Raw genomic sequence first — 20,555 nt, 5'->3', positions numbered from 1 at the left:
GCCCAGATCGTGGGGTTCACCGTGGCCCGCCGCTGCACGGTCGGTCGCACCTCCCGGTACGACCCGCTAGGGCCGTCGCAGGTAGTGCATTCCCATCGCCTCGCGAACCTCGTCGAGCGTGCGATCCGCGATCTCCCTCGCCCGTTCGATCCCGGAACGAAGGACGGAATCGACGACCTCGGGGTCGGCCCCGAGCTCAGCCCGACGGCGCCGGTGCTCCGCGAACCGAGCGTTCACGGCATCCGTTGCCCGGCGTTTCAGTTCGGCGCTGCCGCGATCGCCGATCTCGTCCGCGATCATCTCCGGCGGCGTCGCGGTGCACAGGGAGATCGTCGTGAGAAGCGCGGAGACTCCCGGGCGCCGCGGAGGATCGAAAGTGATCCGGCGTTCTCCATCGGTTCGCGCGCGGCGGATCACGGCCGCTGTCTCGTCCTCGGTCATTCCCAGGGCGATCGCGTTGCCGTAGCTCTTCGACATCTTGCGTCCGTCCACGCCCGGCACCTCCGGCGAGGTCGTGACGAGCGGTTCCGGCTCGGGGAAGACGGGTCCGAACCTCTCGTTGAACCGCCGTGCGACGACGCGCGTCAGCTCGACATGGGGAAGGTTGTCTTTTCCGACCGGGACCAGGTTGCCCTTGCAGAAGAGAATGTCGGCGGCTTGATGGACGGGGTAGGTCAGCATCAGTCCGCTGAGGGCGCGGCCCGAGGCGGCGGTCTCTGCTTTGACCGTGGGATTCCGATGCAGCTCCGCCTCCGTCACCAGGCTCAGGAACGGGAGCAGAAGCTGATGGAGGGACGGCACGGCGGAGTGCGGGAAGATCGTCGTCCCCAGAGGGTCGAGCCCCGCCGCGAGGTAATCGAGGACGATGTCCCCCACGTTGTCCGCGACGTTCTCCAGGGTGTCGCGGTCGGTGATGACCTGGTAGTCCGCGAGCACGAGGAAGACCTCGACTCCCCGGGATTGGAGCACGGCTCGCTCCGACAGGGTCCCGAAGTAGTGGCCCAGGTGAAGACGCCCCGTGGGCCGCTCCCCTGTGAGCACGCGGAAGCGACTCGGCGCGGCGCGGATGCGGTCGTCGAGGTCGGCCATTCGGGCTTGGGTCGCGGCGAATGAGTCCATGAGTGCGAGTCCTCCGGTCGAGAGGGCTGCACGGGAAGACCTGCGGGGCGCGAGCTGCCGTGCAGCCCGCGAACATGCGTCACCTGGCTGCTACTGCAGCCGCCACCAGAACGTCGTCAGGGTACGCATGGAGGAACACTACCGCCCGATGCGCGCCCGCGCGACGGGATGTCCGGGCATCACGGAGTGTCGATCACGGCCTGAAGGGCGGCGCCGAGTCGGCGCGCCGCGTCGTCGTCGGCGACACCGACAAGGGGCTCCAGCCCGAGGACGTAGCGACCGAAGGCGTACCCCAGGATCTGCGAGGCGACGAGGCCGGCATGCGTGGGCGAACGCTCCCCTTTTCCGGAGAGAAACGGCAAGACCTGCGTCGTGAACACCTTTTTCACCCGGTCCGCCGCATCCGCGTCCTGCGCGGAAGCCCGCAGCAGGATGCGAAGCGCTCGTCCGGGAGTCTCACTCTCCCAGAGCGCGATCGCGTGTCGCGCGAGGGCGTACCCCGGGCCGCCCTCGGGATCGGTGTCCAGGCGCGGCAACTCGAGATCGATCGCGGTCGCGGCGAGGAAGAGGCTCTCCTTGCTTCCGAAGTAGCGGACGATCATCGCCGCGTCGATGCCGGCGTCCTTCGCGATCCCCCGAACAGTCGTGCGGTCGAAGCCGTCGGCTTCGAAGCGCGCGGCGGCCGCGCGGAGGATCGATTCGCGGGATCGCCGGCCTTTCGCCGTGGGTGCCTGGGGGTCCTCGGGAGTCATGCGGAGATTTTAACAACAAGCGTTGACTTTTCTCGATCGCGGTGAAATTGTCAACGCATGATGACTTCCGATTCTCCTCACACCACTGATGTCCTGATCATCGGAGCCGGTCCGGTCGGCCTCGCCGCCGCCGTGACGCTGCGCCGGCGCGGGGCGAACGTTCGGATCGTCGACGCAGCGGAACACGGTGCATCGACCTCTCGCGCCGCGGTGATCCACGCGCGGACGCTCGAGGTGCTGGCATCCATCGACCTGGCGGCGCCGATCGTCGACGAGGGCGTCATCGTGCCGGACTTCACCGTTCGAGACGGAGCGAGGAAGCTCGCCCACCTCGACTTCCGGAGCCTCGAGACGCCGTACCCGTTCACCCTCATGCTGTCGCAGGCGCGCACCGAGGAACTCCTCGCCCGAGCCTTCACGGACCTGGGCGGAGAGATCGAGAGGGAAGTCGCGTTCGAGTCCTTCGGCACCGGCGCGGGAGCGGAGTCCGTCGTCCTCCGCCATCGTGATGGCACCCGTGAGAAGGCCACGTCCCGGTTCGTCATCGGCGCGGACGGCAGTCGGAGCGGGGTGCGGAAAGCGCGGGCGATCACGTTCGAGGGGTCGGAGTACGCCGCCTCCTTCGTTCTCGCCGACGTCTCGATGACCTGGTCCCTCGCGCCGGACGAGGTGCAGCTGTTCCTCGCGAAGCAGGGCCTCGTCGTCGTCGCCCCGCTCCCCGGTGGACGCCACCGGATCGTCGCGACCATGGACGACGCGCCCGCCGAACCCACGGCCGCGGACGTCCAGCACATCCTCGACGAACGAGGGCCGGGGGACGCCGTCGTGCGGTCCGTCGCCTGGAGCTCGCGCTTCCGCGTCGCCCATCGGCTCGCGTCCGCCTATCGTGACGGGAACGTCTTCCTCGCCGGCGACGCGGCGCACGTCCACAGTCCGGCCGGCGGCCAGGGGATGAACCTCGGTATCCAGGATGCCGTTCTGCTCGGCGGCATCCTGAACGACGTCCTGGAGGGCGAGCGCGCGGAGGATCGCCTCGACGACTACGAACGACTTCGTCGCCCCGCCGCGCAGGGAGTCATCACTCTCACCGATCGAATGACCCGCATGGCCACCCTGCGGAGCCCGATTCTCCGCGGCCTCCGCAACGCGGCGATGGGCGTGGCGTTGCGTTCGCCTCGGCGGCAGCACACGCTGACCCGGCGCATCGCGCAACTCGACGCCTGACGGCGGCTCAGGCGAGCGATCGGAGCACGGCGGGCACTCCGAGGCCGATGACGTCGAAGGCCCAGTGGCCGATGATGAGCGCCCACAGAGAGACGCCCCGGTACCGGAGGATTCCCAGCGCCGCTCCGGCGAGGCCCGTCGCGATCACCCGCACGACCGCCTCTCCCAGGCTGGTCGCGGACAGGGCCGCGTGCTGGAGCCCGAAGGCGACCGCCACGACGGTGATGACGACCCACGGACGCCACACCGCGAGCAGTCGCTCCTGCGCCCAGCCCCGGTAGAGCAGTTCCTCCGCGACCGCCACGGTGACGGGCATGAGGAGCAGAGACCAGAGCCCGACCCACACCGGCACGGAGCCCGGCGAGGACGACGCGGGCGCGGGGCCGGCGTAGATCAGCGCGTTGCCGACGAAGGTGCCGACGCCCAGACCGAGGAAGAGGGCGAACATCGTGATGCCGGCGAAGGGGAGGTCGCGCCGCAGCACGAGCGGTCCGAGGAAGCTCCGCAGCCCTCCCCCGTTCTTCCGCACGAGTCGGGCCACCACCAGGATGGTCGCGAGATCGATACCGACGATGACGACATTGAGCAGGATGCCGGCCCCCTGAGGAATCAGGACGGAGGCGGCGACAGCCAGGAGAGCGCCTCGCGCGAGCAGGAGCGCGAGAACGCCGACGATGGCGCGGGGAGTCATGGGGTTCTCCTTTCGGGGCGATGTCTCGATCAGCGCACGGAACGGATGGGAAGGACGGCGAGCCCGCCGACGACCGCGAACGCGATCGCGAGGACGAAGAACGCGTCGTACCCGCCCCCTCCGGCGGCCAGCAGCGGGAGCGCGATCACCGGAATGAGCAGTTGAGGGATCTGGTAGGACAGGGCGACGATGCCGAGATCTTTCCCCGCCTCATCGAAGGAGGGGAGGACTTCGGTCATGAGCGCCACGTCGACCGACACGTACGCCCCCTGTGCGGCTCCCACGATCGCGATACCGATCAGAATCGAGCCGACGTCCGAGGCGAGCATCGTGACCACCAGACCGAGCGCGCTCAGCACACTGGCGACGACCACGATGGCTTTGCGTCGGCCCGATCGATCGGAGATCCATCCGAAGAGCACCGCCGTCACGATGTTGCCGATCGTGAAGACCACCAGCGCGAGGGCTTGGACCGGTGAGGCCTCGGTCACGGGCACGTGGAGCCGGTCGATGATGATGAACAGCAGAAAGGTCGAGATCGCGGTGATCGACATCGTCACCAAGAACCGCGAGAAGAAAGCCCAGAAGAAGTCGGGGTACCGGCGAGGACTCAGCCAGTACGTCGAGAGGACGTCAGCCGCACGCAAGGGCGGCGGCGGCGCCGTCCGAACGATGTCACGGAAGCGGAACACGAAGAGAGCACTCAGCACGACACCGATCAGACCCGGCACCACGAACCAGGCCCATCTCTGGTCGTTCGGAAGCAGCACCATGATCTGCGCGCCGACGATGAGTCCGAGCCCGGTCGCCACGCCGGCGGCCGCGGCGACGCGTGCGCGGATGCGCCGGGGGATCTGATCGGCCAGGAGTGCGTGGATCACCATGTTGCTCGCGCCGAATCCGGCCTGAACGATCAGCCACCCGACGAGGGTCCCGACGAGATCCTGTGTCAGGGCGAGCACGATGACACCGACCGTCGCGACGAGGGCTCCACCGATCAGCCAGGGCCGCCGCATGCCGAAGCGCGACATCGTGCGGTCGGAGAGCCGGCCGAACAGGGGCGTGATGACGATGATCATGACGCCCCCGGCACCCGCGATGATCGACAGGTTCGTCGCCTTCGTCGCGTCGTCGAGGAACGCCAACGCTTTGGGGATCGAGGCTCCGCTGATCGTGCCGAGGGCGATCGTCACCCCGAACCACGCCAGGACGAACAGAGGAAGAAACCCGCGGGGCTGGGGGCTGCCGGGGATGTCGTCCCGCGCGGCGGTGCTCGTCGCGAACGCGGGCGCGGGTGACGCCATGGCGGGATCGGAAGGGGTGGGAGGGAACATCGTCGTCCTCGAGGTCTCAAGCGGAGTGGTCACTCGCACGGTGGTAGGCGAGCCGCGCCGCGGCAGCCGATCGGCGGTGCCAGGCGCGAGCGGGCGGGAACGTCGCCGTGAGGCCGGGAGAACCGTGCACATGCCCGGCACCGAGGAACACGGCGGTGGGGACCCCGGCTGCTCGCAGCCGTTCGCCGAACTCGAGACCCGCATCCCGCAAGGGGTCGAACTCGGCGACCTGGATGAAGGTGGGAGGCAGTCCGGCGAGGTCGGCCACGAAGAGCGGCTGGGCGCCCGTCGTGTGCGGCCCCGGTCCGCCGCCGAGATACAGCTCGAGCAGGTCCTCGTACCCATCCAGCCCGTACCCGCGTGCGAACCGGACCGACGAAGGACCGAAGGCCTCGAGCGCGAGTGCGGGAACCTCGAGGGATTGGAGAACGAGAGGGCTCTCGCCGCGATCGCGGAGGAACAGGGTCGCGCTCGCGGCGATGCCCGCACCGGCCGAGACACCCGCGATGCCGATCCGCGTGGCATCCACGCCGAATCGTCCGGGATCTTCGCGCAGCACGTCGATCGTGGCGACCGTGTCTTCGACGGCGGCGGGGTAGGGATTCTCGGGCGCCAGGCGGTACTCCAACGCAACCACCTGCACGCGAGCACGTCGTGCACGAGCCGTCAGCAGCCGATCATTGATGACTTCGCGCACGGACCCCGAGATGAAGCCGCCACCGTGGAGGAAAACCTCCGTCGGCGCGGCCGAGGGCAGGCCCGGAGGGCGGTATCGGCGTAGCAGGAGGGGGCCTACGGCGGTGTGGACCACCTCGTCGCGAACCGTCACGTCACGGGCGGGCGGCTCGCAGAACTCGAGAGCGAGCGCATCCGACAGACGTCGTTCCGCCTCTCGACGCACGGACATGTCCTCCGCCGTCAGCCCCGGCAAGGATCGCGAGAGTTCCGCGATCCGTTCTGCCCACGCGAGGATGGCCGGCGCGACCTCGATCGCGGTGTCGTCCATCAGGCCGATACCCCGAGAGCCGCCGAGTAGTCGACGGGATCGTCGTGAAGCGTCCGGAGCGTGGCGACGACCTGCCGGTGGGCGTGATCGGCAGCCGGGTTGAGACCGCGGTATCCGGCTGATCCATGGTCCTGTCCGAGGTAGCGGACACAGGTGGCGGGAACACCGGATGCCGAGAGCACGCGCGCGTAGGCCTCGCCATCGCCGCGGAGCACATCGCGTTCCGCGGTCAGGATGAGTGCGGGCGGGAGACCCGAATGATCCGACGCGAGCATCGGTGACGCGTACGGATCGAGGCCGGCGATTCGTGCACTGTCGGCGCCGAGATAGTCGCGGACGATCGGGCGGAGAAGGCGGCGCACCACGAACCCGGGCAGCAGCGGTGAAACCGCTCGCGCATCGAGGTGGGAGCCCGTCAGGTCCAGGGCCGGCACTTCCAGGATCTGCAGACGCAGCGGATGAGCGCTGCGATCGCGGTTCATGAGCGCGACGGCCGCGGCGAGGTTCGCCCCCGCCGACGCTCCCCCGATCGCTACCCGACTCGCGTCTCCCCCGATGGCCGCGGCGTGCGCGACGGTCCATTCGAGGACCGCCCAGCACTGTTCGGGCTGGGCGGGATACGTGACCTCCGGAGCGAGGGAGTACTCGCCGGCGACGACGATCACCCCGGCATCCGACGCCCGCGCCCGGTACATGGCGTCGAGACCGACCCAGTCGATCCCGCCCACGGTGAACGAGCCGCCGAAGAAGTACACGAGGATCGGGACCTTCTCCACGGAGGACGCGTCGAGCGGTTCTTCCGTGGGCCAGTAGACGCGGAGCCGCGCGTCCGGGTGAGGCGCCACGGGGAGGACGTGCTCTTCCACAGCCACCGACGGGGCACTTATCCGCATCGCAGCGAAGGCGATGGCATCCTGTCGCCGCGCGTCCTCGCGGCGCGCAACCGGATCGCTCGACGGGCGCCGCGGTCCGCGGGATGCGGGGCCGTCCCCGCGAGCCGCCGAATCGATCCGACGGGCGGTCGCCGCGACGAACGGGTCGACTGTCCTGCGATTTCTCATACGTCGACTCCTCTCTTCCTGACACTCTGTACGATCAAAACACTTCGATACAAAGGTTTTAGGGTGCGCGATGACGAAGAAGAACTCCGATCGAGGTCGCGTCACGATCTACGAGGTGGCGAAAGCGGCCGGGGTCAGCATCTCCACGGTCTCTCTGGCCATCAATCGTCCGCACAAGGTGAACGAGGTGACCCGACAGTCCGTCATCGCTACGGCCGTTCGTCTGGGCTATCGAGGTCAGACCCAGCTCTCCGCCGGGAAGCGGATCGCCGTCGCCGCGCCCTTCTCGACCTATCCGTCGTATTACACGCGATTGACGGGCATGCTGACGTTCGCCTCGACGGTGGGGGTCGACATCGTCGTGCACGACCTGCCCTCGACGGCTGGAGCGGATGCTCCCGTCCTGGAAGCACTCCCGGTTCGGGCGGGTATCGACGGCATCATCGTGATGGGCGCACCCCTTTCTCGCGACGCCACCGAAACCGCATCCCTCCCCGGACCGCCCGTCGTCCTGGTCGATGTCCCCGACAGCACCGGGATCCACCCGGACATTCCCGTCGTGCTCATCGACGACCGTCGTGGCGGCGAGCTCATCGGCCGGCACTTGGGGAGCCTCGGGCATCGCCGGGTCGCTTTCGTGCATGAGACGCAGCGATCCTCCGACTACGTGTCAGCGGGAATGCTCCGGGCCGAGGGGATGTCGAGACACGTCGAGGTCGTCGGCTGCGAGGTGCCGGATTCGGCGGCGCTGGCATCCCGAATCGAGGCGGCGGTGTCGGACCCTCTTGTGACAGCGGTCGTCGCGAATCACGACCACCTCGCTGCGGAGGTCCACGCCGTCCTCTCCACCCTCCCCCTCGCGCGGCCCATCGCGCTCGTCGGCTACGACGGGAGCATCGCGTCCGAGATCCTCGGCATCACGTCGGTGTGGCAGCCCTTCGAAGAGTCCGGGCGGGCGGCGATGCGGCTGATTCTCGACCTGGCCGACGGCGAGCACACGCACCTCGAGTCGCTCACGCTCACCCCGCGGCTCGTCGTCCGCGCCAGTAGCACCCCGAGCGCCTGACGACCGAGCAGGTGACGGCCGGGGGACGCCTAACGCCCCGGATCGCGACGCGATCGGATGGCGATCACGAGGAACGCGGCCGCGATGGCCACGAACGCGGAGGCCATGACCCATTGCCCGCCGATGGCGCTTGCCACGGCCGCGACGGCGAACGCCACGGAGGCGATGACATACAGAACTGTTCTCGTCATGCCTCACCTTGACCGACCGAAGAACTTCGATACAACCATCCCCCGTGAGAGCGATCCCGCCGTTCGCGTGCGGGCGCCCCTGCACATCGCGCACCGCGGCGCAAGCGCCCTGGCATCCCTCGCCCCATCGTGTGAGGTGGGTGCTTCACCGAGAGAACGAGGGATGCCATGGGAGTTGCACGCTGGGTAGGAACCGGGGCCGTGGGCCTCGCGGGGGCTGTCCTCGCCCGAACGGCGATCGGCCGCGCGGTCGCCGCCGGAACCGTCGCCTACCGCGTGTGGACCGACCCGAAGGTGCGGAAGGTGCGCCGGAAGGTCATCGCGAAGGTGCAGAAGCAGCGCGCGAAGCACTGACCCTCAACGACCGGGCAGCAGCCCGAGGGTCACGCATGCGACCCCGGCGGGGTCTCGGACGCCGGGTCGAGGGTGCGCTACGCGTCGATCCAGATCGTGGCGTTCACCTCGGCCAGCCGCTTCACGATGTCGGCCCCGATCGTCTCGGCTCCCGCGGGAAGCGTCATGTACAGCCGCACGAAGGATTCCGGGTCGTGGAGCACAGCGCGCGGGACGTCCTCCAGCCGATCCACGAGCTCCGTGATCGTCATCTCGAGCTTGTCGGCCCGCGCCTCAGCCGCGGACTCATCGAAGCTCGACATACCGAGGTCATAGATGAAGGGGGGCCCCGATGGATCTTCGAGATACCGTTCGAGCTCGTCCACACGGGTCGTCGTCGAGACGCTCAGGCTGACGATCACGTGACCGGCATCGTCATCGGCATCCGCCTCGGACTCCTCGTCGCTCATCACCCGCCGATCATCGCATCCCGGTAGACCGCGGCGCACCAACGGGACCCCGGTGCGGCCTGAGGTGGACCCGCCTCCCGCTCTCTTCGGCCTCGAGCCCTTAGCGGACTGACCCGAACGGAAGAGGGCCGACACCCACCGTGGGAGCAGCGGGGCAGGGTGCAGGTAGTCGTCCAACGCGGCGTCGTAGATCTCCGGCGGCAGCACCACGGACGGATCAGGCGTCAACGGCGGCAGCAGTTCCCCCAGAGCGCTCGGAAGCGATCGCATTCCGGAGACACGCGGTATGCGTCGGATCCGAGCTCCCTCGGCGGTGAGGCGGAGTCGCCACCCCTCTTCGATGGTCACGAGGCCCGCACGCTGGAGCGCGCCCGCCGCCGTCTCGATCATCTCGCGCGAGGGGACGTCCACGTTGATCATGTCCCACGTCGCGATCACCGAGCGGACCTCGGCCCCGGAGCGCCCGCCCGGGCCCAGCGTCGCGAGCAGGATCGACGGATCGTCTCGGAACGACGCGAAAGCCATGCCGGGAGTCTACGAAGACGCCGCTTCCACTCGGGCCGCCGACTCGCGCGCGAAGCGCTGACCCTCAACGACCGGGCAGGAGACCGAGGGTCACGCACGCGACCCCGGCGAGGCCCAGGACCCCGGCGTAGAGCCACCGGTGATCCATGTCGATCGCCCGCACGTAGTAGCCGTTGACGCGCGCCGCCGTGACGGGGAAATGCAGCCACGCGGTCGCTAGGAGCACGAACGGCGCGGCGAGCGCCACGAGGAAGATCGCGTACGCCACCCACCGCAGAGCGGGATGATCGCTCACGCCGTCGGCGATCCGCCCGGTCATGTACATGATCGGCAGCGTCGTGAATCCGATGATCGAGCAGCTCACCCCGAGCACGTAGTAGCTCCAGGAGTGCGCGCGGCTCTTCGTCGCCCGGGCGCGCACGGGGCGCACCGGCACGCGCAGACGCCAGACCGCGACGGCTACCGCGCCCGCGAGGAACAGGGCACCCGCGGCGAGGTCGACCCGGCGATCCAGGACCGCCGTGGTCGCACTCCGCTCGGCGGCGGTCACGAACTCGGTCGGGTCGAAACTCTGCAGCGCGAGGTAGAGGATGGTCGCCCCGGTCGCGAGGCCCGCGACCATCCACGCCATTCGCGGCACGACGCGGACGTTCTGCGCGAGCATGTCGGCCGTCGCGCCGTACAGCGCGGGGTTCAGGCCGAGGGTGAGTCCGAGCCCCACGAGCGTGGTCAGCGCCGCCACCCAGCGCGTGAGGTCTTCCACGTCGGGCTCCTCTCGGGCGGGGGCGGATGCCGGATGCCACGGGTCGTGTCATCGTATCGGCGAGGCGCGGGTCACCCCGGCCGCGTCATCCGAGCGGCAACGGCGATACGGGCTTCGTCACCGCGAAGGCGAAGGTCGTGTCGATGGACGCGAGCGCGGGGATCGCGCGCAGGTTCTCGCGGAGAAGCCGCTCGTACTCCTCGAAACTCGGGGTGACGATGCGCACGAGGTAATCCCAATCGCCGGCGAGCAGATGAGCCTCCACGATGTGCGGGATCGCACGCAGGCGCTCCTCGACGGCATCCACCGTCGCCCCCTCGTGGGAGGCGAGCCGCAACCGGACGAAGGCGGTGATGGTGAGGTCAACGGCCTTCGGTGAGACGACCGCGCGATACCCCTCGATGACCCCGGCCTGTTCGAGCTGCCGGACCCGACGCAGGCAGGGCGACGGCGAGAGCCCCACGCGGTCGGCCAGGTCCTGGTTGGAGATCCGTCCATCCTGCTCGAGTTCGCGGAGAATTCGGCGATCGATATCATCCAGAGCGTGCATGAAGCAGATTCTGCCAATCAGGCCGCCCGTAGAGCAATTTCCGCAATCGCCTGCGCCGGGGAAATTCCTACGCTGACGACGTGACCACCTTCGCGCTCGCCCCGCGCTTAGCTCTCTCGCGCCGCACCGTCGTCGGCACGGCCGCTCTCGCCGGGGTGATCGCCCTGTGGTCGGCGTTCGCGCTGTCGACTCGCGCTCTCGAAGCCACCGGATTGACGACGGCGGATGCCGCGATCCTGCGCTTCGCCGTCCCCGTGGTCCTGCTGGCTCCGTGGATTCCCCGGACGCTGCGCTCCCTGCGCGGAGCGGGTGCCGGAGCCCTCGCGCTCGTGCTCCTCGCCGGCATCCCGCACTTCCTCCTCTTCGCGTGGGGCGCACAGCTCACCTCGGCGGGGCTCACGGGGTTGCTCGTCCCGGGCACCGTTCCCCTCTTCGTCACGCTTCTGCTCTTCCTGCGTCACCGCACCCGTGTCTCTCCTCGGCGCCTCCTCGCCCTGACGGCGATCGTCGTCGGCGTCGCGGCGAGCGCGATCCTCCGCGGGGGCTCGGCCGATCTCGGCGGGATCGCGATCCTGCTGGCCGCCGGCCTGGTCTGGGCGCTCTACACGCTGGGGTTGGCATCCGCTCGACTGGACCTCGTGAGCGTGATCGTCGTCATCAGCGTCACCTCCACCCTGGCGGCTGTCGCCCTGGCCCTGACGGGTGCGATGCCGTCGCACCTGCTCGACGGCACCGTGCCGTGGTCGCAGATCGGGACCTACGCGCTCGTGCAGGGAGTGGGTACCGGGCTCCTCTCGACGGCCTGCTACGTCGTCGCGGTCCAGAACCTCGGCGGCAGCCTCGCCTCCAGTGCCGGAGCCCTGAGCCCGGTGCTCACCGCCGTGGTGGCGGTTCCGCTCCTCGGCGAGCCGATCACCGCGGGCCTCGCGGTCGCCCTCGCGCTGATCGTGTCGGGGGTCGCGCTGTTCCATCTCGCTCCGCGACGCTGAGGCGGCGGCATCCGTTCTCCTTCCCGTTCCGAATACGAGGGTGACGGTCCCGCCCCGCGTGCCCGTCGGAGACGAGGGATGCCATGACCACCGAGACCGCCGGCGCACGCGCCATCCGCCGACCGCGCACCTGGATCTGGGCGCCGCTCGCCGGGGTCGTGTCGGCTCTGGCCCTGCTCGGCAGCGCCGAACTGCTGGCCGCGATCTTCGCGCGCGAAGCGAGCCCGGTCCTCGCGGTGGGATCGTTCATCGTCGACATCGTGCCGCGGCCGTTGAAAGAGCTCGCGATCACACTGTTCGGGGAGTCCGACAAGATCGCCCTCCTGGTCGGAGTGGGACTCGGTGCTGTCGTCGCGGCTGCGATCGCGGGGCTTCTCGAGTACCGGTTCCGTCTCGTCGGCGCGATCCTCCTCGCGATCGGCGGCGCGCTGGCGACCGCCGCGATCGTCACGCGCACCGGAGCCAGCGCCCTCGCCTGGCTGCCGCCCGTGGTCGGGACCCTCGCCGGCGTGGCGCTGCTGCTCATCCTGACCGCGCGGCTGCGGAAGTGGGTCAACGCCTCCGTCGCGGACAATGCCCCCGCCGCCGGAGTGGACCGTCGCGGCTTCTTCCTCGTCTCGGGGATCGCCGCCGCGACCGCGATCGTCGTCGGCGTCGGCGCCCGCGTCGTCAACGTGGCGACGGCGTCCGTGGCCGCCGCGCGGGATGCCCTGCGCATCCCCTCCCCGCGCACCACCGTGACGGTGCCCGCCGGAGCGGACCTGGGCGTTCCCGGCATCACGCCGATCATCACCCCCAACTCCGACTTCTACCGCGTCGACACCGCGCTCACCGTTCCGAACGTCGATCCCACGACCTGGAAGCTGTCGATCGAGGGTATGGTCGACACCCCGATCGAGCTGAGCTTCGACGATCTCGTCGGCATGGGCCTCGACGAGTACGGCGTCACGCTCACCTGCGTGTCGAACGAGGTCGGCGGCAACCTCGTCGGCAACGCGATCTGGACCGGCGTCCCCATCCGCGACGTCCTGCGCAAGGCGGGTCCGCAGAGCGGGGCCGACATGGTGCTCTCCGAGAGCGTCGACGGGTACACAGCATCCACTCCCCTGGCGTCTCTCATCGATGACGACCTGGATGCCATCTTCGCCGTCGCCATGAACGGGGAACCGTTGCCGTTCGAGCACGGTTTCCCGGTGCGGATGGTCGTCCCGGGTCTGTACGGCTACGTCTCGGCGACGAAGTGGGTGACGAAGCTGACCGTGACGCGCTTCGACGAGGCCGAGGCGTACTGGACTCCGCGCGGCTACGCGGCCGAGGCCCCCATCAAGATGTCATCGCGCGTGGACACTCCCAAGATCGGCACTCCCGTCTCCGCCGGCACCGTGGTCATCGGTGGGATGGCCTGGGCGCAGCCGATCGGTGTGCAAGCGGTCGAGGTGAGCATCGACGACGGGGACTGGCAGCAGGCAACCCTGTCGACCCCGATCAACGACCAGTCGTGGGTGCAGTGGAAACTCGAGTGGAACGCCGACCCGGGCGCGCATTACATCGCCGTGCGCGCGCGGGACAAGGCGGGCAACCTGCAGATCCAGGAACAGGCGGCGATCGCGCCCAACGGGTCGAGCGGCTGGCAGCGCACGCTGGTGACCGTCAGCTGACGCGCGCGTCATCCGGCCAGAAAGTCCTGTCAAGTGCTGGTGCCCGTGCCCCTCACCGGTCAAGATCGAAGAATGCCCTCAGCAAGCATTCCCGAGTGTTCCGCCGTGCGCGGATGAGCGCCCCCGTTCCGCCCCGGGCGGACGACGTCCCCGGTGGCCCAGACCGTCCGCTCGCGAGTTTCCGGCGCGTCCTGCCGACCGACTGGGACGATCAGGTCGACCTCTTCGCGATCGTCAAACTCGACGGCGGCGGCTTCGTGCGCGGGTGGAACCTCGGGGCGCAGCTCATCAAGGGCTACACCGAGGACGAGATCCTCGGTTCCCACTTCTCGCGCTTCTATCGCGAGGAGGACCGACGGCGCGGCATCCCGGATCGTCTATTGGCCGCGGCTCAGCGCGACGGCCACGTCGAGGACACGGGCTGGCGCGTCCGCCAGGACGGCAGCGAGTTCTGGGCGCGCGTGACGATCTCGGCCATCCGGAGCGAGCAGGGGCAGGTGCTCGGTTTCGTGAAGCTCGTCCGCGATCTCACGAGCGAGAAGCAGATCGCCGACGAGCAGGCAGCGCTGCAGCGCACGTTCGCCCATGATCTCCTCTCGCCCGTGACAGCCCTCCGCGGATACCTCGATCTGCTCAGCGAAGAGCTCCCCGCCGATCACCGCCTGCTGCGACTCGCCAGCGAGACGAGCGATCACCTCGTCGCGATGGCCCAAGCCCTCATGACCGACGCCCTGACGCGGCCCGAGCGCGGGCGACGACAGGCGACGCTCGACCTGATCGCCCGCGGTGCCGTCGCCCTCGTCCTCCCCGGCGAGGGGCCCGGGCGCGTCGTGTTCGGACGAATGGATGCCGTCGCCGTCAAGGGCGACATCCTGGGTCTCCGCCGCGCGGTCGCGAACGTCCTCGAGAACGCCGCGAAGTACTCCGACGACGAGATCACGATCGAGGTGTACGAGACGGACGAGGGGGCGGCGGTCTCCGTGAGCGATCGGGGTCGTGGCATCCATCCCGAGGACCTGCAGCGCATCGTCGAGGAGGGAGAGCGCGGACGCTTCGCCGACGCCCAGGACGGCGGCAGCGGCATCGGTCTCGCCAGCGTGCAGCGGATCGTGACCGAGCACCACGGCGTCCTGCGTCTCAGCAGCGAGCCCGGCGTCGGAACCCGCGTGACCATCTCGATCCCGCGGGCCGAGGAACTAGACCTCTGAGGTCACCAGCGTCGCTCCGGCGCGCTCGATCTCGGCCAGGGCCGCCGCACTCGAATCGGGGTGCACGCCCGCGACGAGGTCGGTGAACACGCGGACCTCGCGGCCGGCGGCGACCGCATCGAGGGCGGACGCGCGCACGCAGTAGTCGGTCGCGATCCCCGCGATGTCGATGTCGCGGATCCCGTGGGCGTCGAGGATGTCGGCCGCGGTCTGCCCGTCGTCCGAGACGCCCTCGAACAGCGAGTAGGCCGGACGCCCCTGCCCCTTCTTGAGGTGGTGCGTCACGCGGCTCGCATCGAACACCGCGTCGTACTCGGCCCCCTCGGTACCCGCGACGCAGTGCACGGGCCACGAGTCGACGAAGTCGGGAGTGGCGGAGAAATGGCCGCCGTTGTCGTCGTCGCCATGATGCCAGTCGCGGGAGGCGACGATCACGGCGTACTCGTCGGCGTGCGCGGCCAGATAACGCGAGATCCGCTCGGCGACGGCGTCGCCCCCGGCGACTCCGAGAGCCCCGTGCTCGGTGAAATCGTTCTGGACATCCACGATGAACAGCGCCCTGGTCATGAGTCGAGCTTACGCGCGCTCGCGCGGGTGTGGCGGGTGCCACCCTCGCCGCGAGTGGCCGGGGCGGCACCCGCGCGGGTGGCGGGGGCCGCGTCCGCGCCGGTGGCGACCCCCGCGCCGGTCCGCTCGCGCCGCCACAGCTTTGAGGGCCACCAGACCACGGCGCCGAGGTCGTGGGCGAGCGCCGGCACGAGGAGCGAGCGCACGACGAAGGTGTCGAGCAGCACGCCGAAGGCGACGATGAACGCGAGCTGGGCGAGGAACAGGATCGGGATCACCCCCAGGGCGGCGAAAGTCGCCGCGAGCACGAGCCCCGCCGAGGTGATGACCCCGCCCGTCGCGACGAGCCCGCGGAGGATGCCGGCCCGGGTGCCGTGGGCGAGCGACTCCTCGCGCACCCGCGACATCAGGAAGATGTTGTAGTCCACCCCGAGCGCGACGAGGAAGACGAAGCCGTACAGCGGCACCGACGGATCGGCCCCGGGGAACCCGAGCGGTCCGTTGAAGACGAGCGCGCTCACGCCGAGCGCCGCGCCGAACGACAGGATCACCGTGCCGATGAGGATCAGCGGCGCCACGACCGAACGCAGCAGAGCCATCAGGATCAGCAGGATCACCGCGAGCACGATCGGGATGATGAGCGTGCGGTCGCGGATCGAGGTGTCGATCGAATCGATGTCGGTCGCCGTCACGCCGCCGACCAGCGCGGTTCCCTCCCCCAGCTCCGTCGCGAGATCGACCCGCAGCTGACGAACGGCGTCGTCGGCCGCCGCCGAGTCCGCGGTGTCGGTGAGCGTCGCCGCGAGGAGCACGTCGCCGTCAGACACCGTGGGCGTCGGCGCGGGGGTTCCCGGCGGGCCGAACGCGGTGGTCGCGAGAGCGCCGTCGGCCACCTGGACGGGGGCCTGTCCCCCGGGGGCGTCGGCGGAGAGAACCGCGACCGAGTCGATGCCGTCCGCCCGATCGAGCACCTCGACGGCCGCAGCCGCACGCTCTTCGGGAACGAGGACGTACGCGGGGCTGCCCGAGCCGCCCGGGAAGTGCTCGGCGAGCGCCGCCTGCCCGTCGCGCGCTTCGGAGGCACCGAGCACCAGATCGCTGGAGGGGACGCCGTCCGCGCGGAGCTGCGTGAGCCCGGCGCACGCGGCGAGGAGGACGACCGTGCAGACGATCCAGATCGGTCGCGCCCGTCGCGCCACGAGACGCGCCTGCCGCGGCCAGAGCCCCTTCACGGGGACGGTGAGGTCGTCCGGCAGGTCTGCGCTGCCCGGCTTCGGAAGGAAGGGCCAGAACGCCGCACGTCCGAAGAGGGCGAGCAGAGCCGGCAGGAACGTCAGCGCCGACAGCACGGCGAACGCGATGCCGATCGACGCGATCGGGCCGAGCGCACGGTTGGTCGCGAGGTCCGACAGCAACAGGCAGAGGAGCCCGGCGATCACGGTGCCGCCCGAGGCGAGAATGGGCTCGAACGCCCCCTTCCAGGCCCGGATCGTGGCATCCCATCTCTTCTCCCCCGCGCCGATCGCCTCTCGGAACCGCGCCACGTACAGAAGCGCGTAGTCGGTCGCGGCGCCGATGACGAGGATGAACAGGATGCCCTGCACCTGCCCGTTGAGCACCACGATCCCGGCGTACGCGAGCCACCACACCGTGAGCAGCGCGACACACAGGGCGAACACCGACGTCAGCAGCACGAGGATCGGCAGCAGGGGCGATCGGTAGACGACCACGAGGATCACGAACACCGTGCCGAGCGCCACGATGAGCAGCAGGCCATCGATACCCAGGAAGCCTTTGACGAGGTCGGCGGTGAACCCGGCGGGGCCGGTGACCCAGGCCTGCACGCCCGCCGGGACGTCGGCCGCGACAAGGGTGCGCACGGCCTCGACCACCTCGCGCACCTCGCCGGAGCTGTCGAGCGGCAGGAAGATCTGCGCCGCCTTCCCGTCTTCGGAGACGACGGGCGGGGATGCCTCGCCCTCCACGCCCTCGAGACCCGCCGCCTCGGTCGCCAGCGTGCGCAGCGCGGTGAGTTGCGTGTCCGAGAGAGCACTGCCGTCGCTGGTCTCGGCCACGATCAGGGCCGGGATCGTGTCGCCGCCGGTGAAGTCGGTGAGACGCTCGCTGACGCGCGTGGCATCCGCCGACTGGGGCAGGAACGACGACTGGTCATTGGTCGCAACCTCGTCGACCTTGCCGAAGAACGGACCGCCGATCGAGCCCCCGACCACCCACAGCAGGACGAGCAGGCTTGGGATGCCGATGCGCAGCCACCGCGGGACGCGGGGCGCGACGCGATCGCGACGGAGAGCGGGAGGCGAGGTGCGGCGGGACATATCGCTAGCTTATCTAGCGACATAGCTTTCGCGCCAGTCGTCACCCCCGGGCGAACAGGACCACGATCGACAGCACGAAGGCGACGAGCCCGAGTCCGAGGATCCCCGCCGAGAGCAGAGAGACGAACCTCACCAGGGGCGACGACCGCGAGAGCCGCATCCGGTGCGCGCTCCCCCGGCGGAAGAAGATGTCGGCCATGTCGGCGGCACCGATCTTCGCGTCGTCGTGGGCGGACAGCGGCGCCTCGTTGACCCCGCCCTGGTCGTCGAACCAGCGCACCACGCGACCGCCGTCGACCTCCTCGACCACCGCACGAGCGGGAAGCCACGTCCCGTCGGCGAGGAGAAGCACGACGGCGACGATGGCGAGCAGCGCTCCGCCACCCAACCCCACCCACGTGAAGATCTCGATGACGGCATCGAGGGCGTTCGACACGGGTACTCCTGCGGGTGACGCGGACGGGGAGGGACGCCGCCGCGCGACGGCGGAACGGGTGCCGTCAGCCTAGCGGGCAGCCTCCCGGGGCTCCGGTCGGACGGGATTCGCCGGAGGGATGCCGCGCGCGAGGCGGCGTGTCCAGATCAGCGCGAGGACGAGCGGCACCGCGGCGACCACACCGAACGACATGTCGATCAGTTGCCACCCCAGGGGCAGCCCGCGCACCGCCCCCGCGATGGCCGCGAGCGGGATGATCCCCGCGCACGCGAGGAGTCCCCACACGATCACCCAGACGTTTCGCACGGGATCGACGAGCGGTCCGACGAAGGCCGCGGCGATGAGGAGGTGGGCGAACGCCAGCCAGTCGGTGCCGTAGGCGATGAACGGGTACGCCTCGGCGGTGGCGTCCAGTCCCTCGGCGACGTGGTTCACCCACCACACCGCTCCGGGAAGGACCGAACCCACGTTCAGCTGCGCCAGCACGTCGCGGGCGAAGGAGAGCTCCTCGCGCAGCGGGAAGGCGGTCACCCCGCTGACGAGGAGTCCGAGGACGACCACGGCGAGACAGAACCGGATGCGGCGGAGAAGTGCGGGGGCGAGGGTCATACGGTCTCCCGAGGGTGTGATCCCGAGAGTACGACGGCGCCGCCGCCCGCACCGGGCGATGCTTCGACGACGAGGGACCGAGACGGGAGAATCCGCCGAACCCCTCTTGTCGACGAGGAGAGCGCGCCCCTAGCGTCGCCCCCAGCCGCGTCCCGTTCGAGCCCCCTGACTGGAGATCTCCATGCCCACACCCCCCGCTTCCTCCGGCCTTCCGCGTCGGGCCCTGTTCACCACGGCGGTGGCCGGTGCCGCCGGAGTGGTCGCCGCCACCGCGGCTTCGACGCCCGCCGCCGCGGCCCCCGGCACCACCGCCTGGGCGCTCGGAGGCAACTCCGGCGTCTCGAGCAACGGCTCGAACTTCCTCGGCCCGACGAACGCGGGAGCGCCCCTGATCTTCAAGACGTACTCATCGACGAGTTCGGCCGTCTCCGAGCGCATGCGGGTCGCCGCGAACGGGAACGTCGGCATCGGAAGCACCGCACCCGATGCCAAGCTCCAGGTGGTGACGAGCGGCACGGCCGTCCGCGCCACCACGAGCGGGGGCACGACCTCGCGAGCCGTCTCCGCGACCGCCAAGGCGGGCACAGCTCTCTTCGGCCAGTCCCAGAGCGGACTCGGCGCGGACCTGCGCTCGACGTCCGCCGCCGCGCTCCAGGCGACGTCGACGAACTACTACGGCGTCATCGCCTCGGGCCCCTCCGGCGGGGTGCTCGGGACCTCCACGAACTACGGCGTCATCGGCAACGGCAACGTCGGCGGCTATTTCTCGGGCCCCACCGGCGTCTACGGCTCGACAGCGGGTGCCACCGCGGTTCTGGGCGCCAACACCAACATCGACTCCGGCGTCGGTGTCCGCGGCACCGGGCGGATCGGCATCCACGCCCAGGCATCCGTCTCGAACACCGCGCAGGCGTTGCTCGCCGAGGGCGGGCAGTACTCCGTGTACGGCAGCGGCGGCGCCACGGCAGGCGTCCGCGGTGACTCCGCCTACGTCGGCGTCTGGGGCCAGGGGACGGCGTGGGGTCTGTACGGGGCCGCCACGGCGACGTCCGGACAGAACTACGGCGTGTACGGCACGACCTCGAGCCCGGACGGCTACGCGATGTTCGCGCAGGGACGCGTGCACGTCAACGGCACGCTCAGCAAGAGCGCGGGGTCGTTCCGGATCGACCACCCCCTCGATCCCGACAACAAGTGGCTCTCGCACTCGTTCGTCGAATCGCCCGACATGATGAACGTCTACAACGGCACGGTCGTCACCGACGACGCCGGGCGCGCGACCGTCAGCCTCCCCGACTACTTCGAGGCGTTGAACCGCGATCCCCGTTACCAGCTCACCGTCATCGGCGACTTCGCGCAGGTCGCGATCTCGCGAGAGGTCGAGGGCAACGCGTTCGAGATCCGCTCGGACCGGGGCGGCGTGAAAGTGTCCTGGCAGGTGACCGGCATTCGGCACGACTCGTACGCCGAAGCGCACCCGATCCTCGTCGAGGAGGAGAAGAGCGAAGCCGACAGGGATGCCGCGGACTCGAACGCGCGGCGCGGCTCCGCGCCCGAGGATCCTCGCGCACCGAAGGGGCCCGACGTCGAGGTTCCCGAGGCGACGGCACCCCCGGCGCCGACGTTGCCGTGAACGGCAGAAGGCCCGGGGATGATCCCGGGCCTTC

21 protein-coding genes are annotated in these 20,555 nt (G+C 69.8%); 7 read left to right on the top strand and 14 right to left on the bottom strand.

Annotated elements, in window-relative coordinates:
- Positions 1–66: 66 nt before the first annotated feature.
- Together trpS and MTES_RS13285 are read right to left on the bottom strand one after the other, a co-directional pair.
- Positions 67–1,119 (bottom strand): tryptophan--tRNA ligase, encoded by a 1,053-nt coding sequence (gene trpS, locus MTES_RS13290; RefSeq protein ID WP_013585786.1) that lies wholly within the window; start codon positions 1,117–1,119, stop codon positions 67–69.
- A 179-nt stretch (positions 1,120–1,298) separates the two neighbouring features.
- Complete coding sequence (locus MTES_RS13285; RefSeq protein ID WP_013585785.1) at positions 1,299–1,871, bottom strand: TetR/AcrR family transcriptional regulator; 573 nt, start codon at positions 1,869–1,871, stop codon at positions 1,299–1,301.
- A 57-nt stretch (positions 1,872–1,928) separates the two neighbouring features.
- On the opposite strand from MTES_RS13285, the gene MTES_RS13280 reads away from it, so the two are divergent.
- The gene (locus MTES_RS13280) at positions 1,929–3,095 is read left to right on the top strand and encodes an FAD-dependent oxidoreductase (RefSeq protein ID WP_013585784.1); all 1,167 of its coding nucleotides are present in this window, start codon (positions 1,929–1,931) and stop codon (positions 3,093–3,095) included.
- A gap of 7 nt (positions 3,096–3,102) precedes the next feature.
- Here MTES_RS13280 and MTES_RS13275 read toward each other — a convergent pair whose 3' ends face one another.
- Genes MTES_RS13275 through MTES_RS13260 form a run of 4 tightly spaced genes read right to left on the bottom strand, consistent with a single transcriptional unit; the run spans position 3,103 to position 6,998 of the window.
- Positions 3,103–3,786 carry a CPBP family intramembrane glutamic endopeptidase gene (locus tag MTES_RS13275; RefSeq protein ID WP_013585783.1) on the bottom strand — a complete coding sequence of 228 codons (684 nt, stop codon included), beginning with the start codon at positions 3,784–3,786 and terminating at the stop codon, positions 3,103–3,105.
- A gap of 29 nt (positions 3,787–3,815) precedes the next feature.
- Positions 3,816–5,090 carry an MFS transporter gene (locus tag MTES_RS13270; protein ID WP_050901795.1) on the bottom strand — a complete coding sequence of 425 codons (1,275 nt, stop codon included), beginning with the start codon at positions 5,088–5,090 and terminating at the stop codon, positions 3,816–3,818.
- 46 nt (positions 5,091–5,136) lie between these two features.
- A complete protein-coding gene (locus MTES_RS13265; RefSeq protein WP_013585781.1) occupies positions 5,137–6,126 on the bottom strand; it encodes an alpha/beta hydrolase in 990 nt (329 codons plus the stop codon).
- The gene (locus MTES_RS13260) at positions 6,126–6,998 is read right to left on the bottom strand and encodes an alpha/beta hydrolase fold domain-containing protein (RefSeq protein WP_231848085.1); all 873 of its coding nucleotides are present in this window, start codon (positions 6,996–6,998) and stop codon (positions 6,126–6,128) included. The genes MTES_RS13265 and MTES_RS13260 overlap by 1 nt, the downstream gene beginning before the upstream one ends.
- A gap of 259 nt (positions 6,999–7,257) precedes the next feature.
- Here MTES_RS13260 and MTES_RS13255 point away from each other — a divergent pair, with 259 nt between their 5' ends.
- Positions 7,258–8,253, top strand: a complete 996-nt coding sequence (locus tag MTES_RS13255; protein ID WP_013585779.1) for a LacI family DNA-binding transcriptional regulator — start codon at positions 7,258–7,260, stop codon at positions 8,251–8,253.
- 29 nt (positions 8,254–8,282) lie between these two features.
- On the opposite strand, the gene MTES_RS19575 is transcribed toward MTES_RS13255, so the two are convergent.
- Positions 8,283–8,444: a hypothetical protein gene (locus MTES_RS19575; RefSeq protein WP_013585778.1), complete on the bottom strand. Its 162-nt coding sequence runs from the start codon at positions 8,442–8,444 to the stop codon at positions 8,283–8,285.
- Between the two features lie 168 nt (positions 8,445–8,612).
- Here MTES_RS19575 and MTES_RS19385 point away from each other — a divergent pair, with 168 nt between their 5' ends.
- Positions 8,613–8,798, top strand: a complete 186-nt coding sequence (locus MTES_RS19385; protein ID WP_013585777.1) for a hypothetical protein — start codon at positions 8,613–8,615, stop codon at positions 8,796–8,798.
- A 77-nt stretch (positions 8,799–8,875) separates the two neighbouring features.
- Here the strand turns inward: MTES_RS19385 and MTES_RS13250 are convergent, their stop codons facing one another.
- The 3 genes from MTES_RS13250 to MTES_RS13240 form a co-directional block, all read right to left on the bottom strand.
- Positions 8,876–9,772, bottom strand: a complete 897-nt coding sequence (locus MTES_RS13250) for a hypothetical protein (protein WP_013585776.1) — start codon at positions 9,770–9,772, stop codon at positions 8,876–8,878.
- A 64-nt stretch (positions 9,773–9,836) separates the two neighbouring features.
- Positions 9,837–10,535 (bottom strand): hypothetical protein, encoded by a 699-nt coding sequence (locus MTES_RS13245; protein ID WP_013585775.1) that lies wholly within the window; start codon positions 10,533–10,535, stop codon positions 9,837–9,839.
- 85 nt (positions 10,536–10,620) lie between these two features.
- Positions 10,621–11,085: an Lrp/AsnC family transcriptional regulator gene (locus MTES_RS13240; protein ID WP_013585774.1), complete on the bottom strand. Its 465-nt coding sequence runs from the start codon at positions 11,083–11,085 to the stop codon at positions 10,621–10,623.
- Between the two features lie 80 nt (positions 11,086–11,165).
- Here MTES_RS13240 and MTES_RS13235 point away from each other — a divergent pair, with 80 nt between their 5' ends.
- The 3 genes from MTES_RS13235 (at position 11,166) to MTES_RS13225 (ending at position 14,940) form a co-directional block, all read left to right on the top strand.
- Positions 11,166–12,074, top strand: coding sequence for a DMT family transporter (locus MTES_RS13235; protein WP_013585773.1), 909 nt, complete (start codon positions 11,166–11,168; stop codon positions 12,072–12,074).
- Between the two features lie 83 nt (positions 12,075–12,157).
- Positions 12,158–13,732, top strand: coding sequence for a molybdopterin-dependent oxidoreductase (locus MTES_RS13230; RefSeq protein ID WP_013585772.1), 1,575 nt, complete (start codon positions 12,158–12,160; stop codon positions 13,730–13,732).
- A 113-nt stretch (positions 13,733–13,845) separates the two neighbouring features.
- Positions 13,846–14,940, top strand: coding sequence for a sensor histidine kinase (locus MTES_RS13225; RefSeq protein WP_080575515.1), 1,095 nt, complete (start codon positions 13,846–13,848; stop codon positions 14,938–14,940).
- Here the strand turns inward: MTES_RS13225 and MTES_RS13220 are convergent.
- From MTES_RS13220 to MTES_RS13205, 4 genes are all read right to left on the bottom strand, one after another.
- Positions 14,929–15,507, bottom strand: coding sequence for an isochorismatase family protein (locus MTES_RS13220; RefSeq protein ID WP_013585770.1), 579 nt, complete (start codon positions 15,505–15,507; stop codon positions 14,929–14,931). The genes MTES_RS13225 and MTES_RS13220 overlap by 12 nt on opposite strands.
- Complete coding sequence (locus tag MTES_RS13215; protein WP_013585769.1) at positions 15,504–17,843, bottom strand: MMPL family transporter; 2,340 nt, start codon at positions 17,841–17,843, stop codon at positions 15,504–15,506. The genes MTES_RS13220 and MTES_RS13215 overlap by 4 nt, the downstream gene beginning before the upstream one ends.
- A gap of 40 nt (positions 17,844–17,883) precedes the next feature.
- Positions 17,884–18,279, bottom strand: a complete 396-nt coding sequence (locus MTES_RS13210; protein ID WP_013585768.1) for a hypothetical protein — start codon at positions 18,277–18,279, stop codon at positions 17,884–17,886.
- A gap of 69 nt (positions 18,280–18,348) precedes the next feature.
- Positions 18,349–18,888 carry a hypothetical protein gene (locus MTES_RS13205; protein ID WP_013585767.1) on the bottom strand — a complete coding sequence of 180 codons (540 nt, stop codon included), beginning with the start codon at positions 18,886–18,888 and terminating at the stop codon, positions 18,349–18,351.
- A gap of 181 nt (positions 18,889–19,069) precedes the next feature.
- Here MTES_RS13205 and MTES_RS13200 point away from each other — a divergent pair, with 181 nt between their 5' ends.
- Positions 19,070–20,521, top strand: coding sequence for a hypothetical protein (locus MTES_RS13200; RefSeq protein ID WP_013585766.1), 1,452 nt, complete (start codon positions 19,070–19,072; stop codon positions 20,519–20,521).
- Positions 20,522–20,555: the final 34 nt, after the last annotated feature.

The sequence above is a fragment of the Microbacterium testaceum StLB037 genome (assembly GCF_000202635.1).
Classification (GTDB): domain Bacteria; phylum Actinomycetota; class Actinomycetes; order Actinomycetales; family Microbacteriaceae; genus Microbacterium; species Microbacterium testaceum_F.
This window is presented reverse-complemented; position numbering and strand designations above follow the sequence as displayed.

What these genes read in the sequence shown, in the direction of transcription:
- trpS (WP_013585786.1), bottom strand. Translation starts at nt 1,119, where the DNA reads ATGGACTCATTCGCCGCGACCCAAGCCCGAATGGCCGACCTCGACGAC.
- MTES_RS13285 (WP_013585785.1), bottom strand. Translation starts at nt 1,871, where the DNA reads ATGACTCCCGAGGACCCCCAGGCACCCACGGCGAAAGGCCGGCGATCC.
- MTES_RS13280 (WP_013585784.1), top strand. Translation starts at nt 1,929, where the DNA reads ATGATGACTTCCGATTCTCCTCACACCACTGATGTCCTGATCATCGGA.
- MTES_RS13275 (WP_013585783.1), bottom strand. Translation starts at nt 3,786, where the DNA reads ATGACTCCCCGCGCCATCGTCGGCGTTCTCGCGCTCCTGCTCGCGCGA.
- MTES_RS13270 (WP_050901795.1), bottom strand. Translation starts at nt 5,090, where the DNA reads ATGGCGTCACCCGCGCCCGCGTTCGCGACGAGCACCGCCGCGCGGGAC.
- MTES_RS13265 (WP_013585781.1), bottom strand. Translation starts at nt 6,126, where the DNA reads ATGGACGACACCGCGATCGAGGTCGCGCCGGCCATCCTCGCGTGGGCA.
- MTES_RS13255 (WP_013585779.1), top strand. Translation starts at nt 7,258, where the DNA reads ATGACGAAGAAGAACTCCGATCGAGGTCGCGTCACGATCTACGAGGTG.
- MTES_RS19575 (WP_013585778.1), bottom strand. Translation starts at nt 8,444, where the DNA reads ATGACGAGAACAGTTCTGTATGTCATCGCCTCCGTGGCGTTCGCCGTC.
- MTES_RS19385 (WP_013585777.1), top strand. Translation starts at nt 8,613, where the DNA reads ATGGGAGTTGCACGCTGGGTAGGAACCGGGGCCGTGGGCCTCGCGGGG.
- MTES_RS13250 (WP_013585776.1), bottom strand. Translation starts at nt 9,772, where the DNA reads ATGGCTTTCGCGTCGTTCCGAGACGATCCGTCGATCCTGCTCGCGACG.
- MTES_RS13240 (WP_013585774.1), bottom strand. Translation starts at nt 11,085, where the DNA reads ATGCACGCTCTGGATGATATCGATCGCCGAATTCTCCGCGAACTCGAG.
- MTES_RS13230 (WP_013585772.1), top strand. Translation starts at nt 12,158, where the DNA reads ATGACCACCGAGACCGCCGGCGCACGCGCCATCCGCCGACCGCGCACC.
- MTES_RS13225 (WP_080575515.1), top strand. Translation starts at nt 13,846, where the DNA reads ATGAGCGCCCCCGTTCCGCCCCGGGCGGACGACGTCCCCGGTGGCCCA.
- MTES_RS13220 (WP_013585770.1), bottom strand. Translation starts at nt 15,507, where the DNA reads ATGACCAGGGCGCTGTTCATCGTGGATGTCCAGAACGATTTCACCGAG.
- MTES_RS13215 (WP_013585769.1), bottom strand. Translation starts at nt 17,843, where the DNA reads ATGTCCCGCCGCACCTCGCCTCCCGCTCTCCGTCGCGATCGCGTCGCG.
- MTES_RS13205 (WP_013585767.1), bottom strand. Translation starts at nt 18,888, where the DNA reads ATGACCCTCGCCCCCGCACTTCTCCGCCGCATCCGGTTCTGTCTCGCC.
- MTES_RS13200 (WP_013585766.1), top strand. Translation starts at nt 19,070, where the DNA reads ATGCCCACACCCCCCGCTTCCTCCGGCCTTCCGCGTCGGGCCCTGTTC.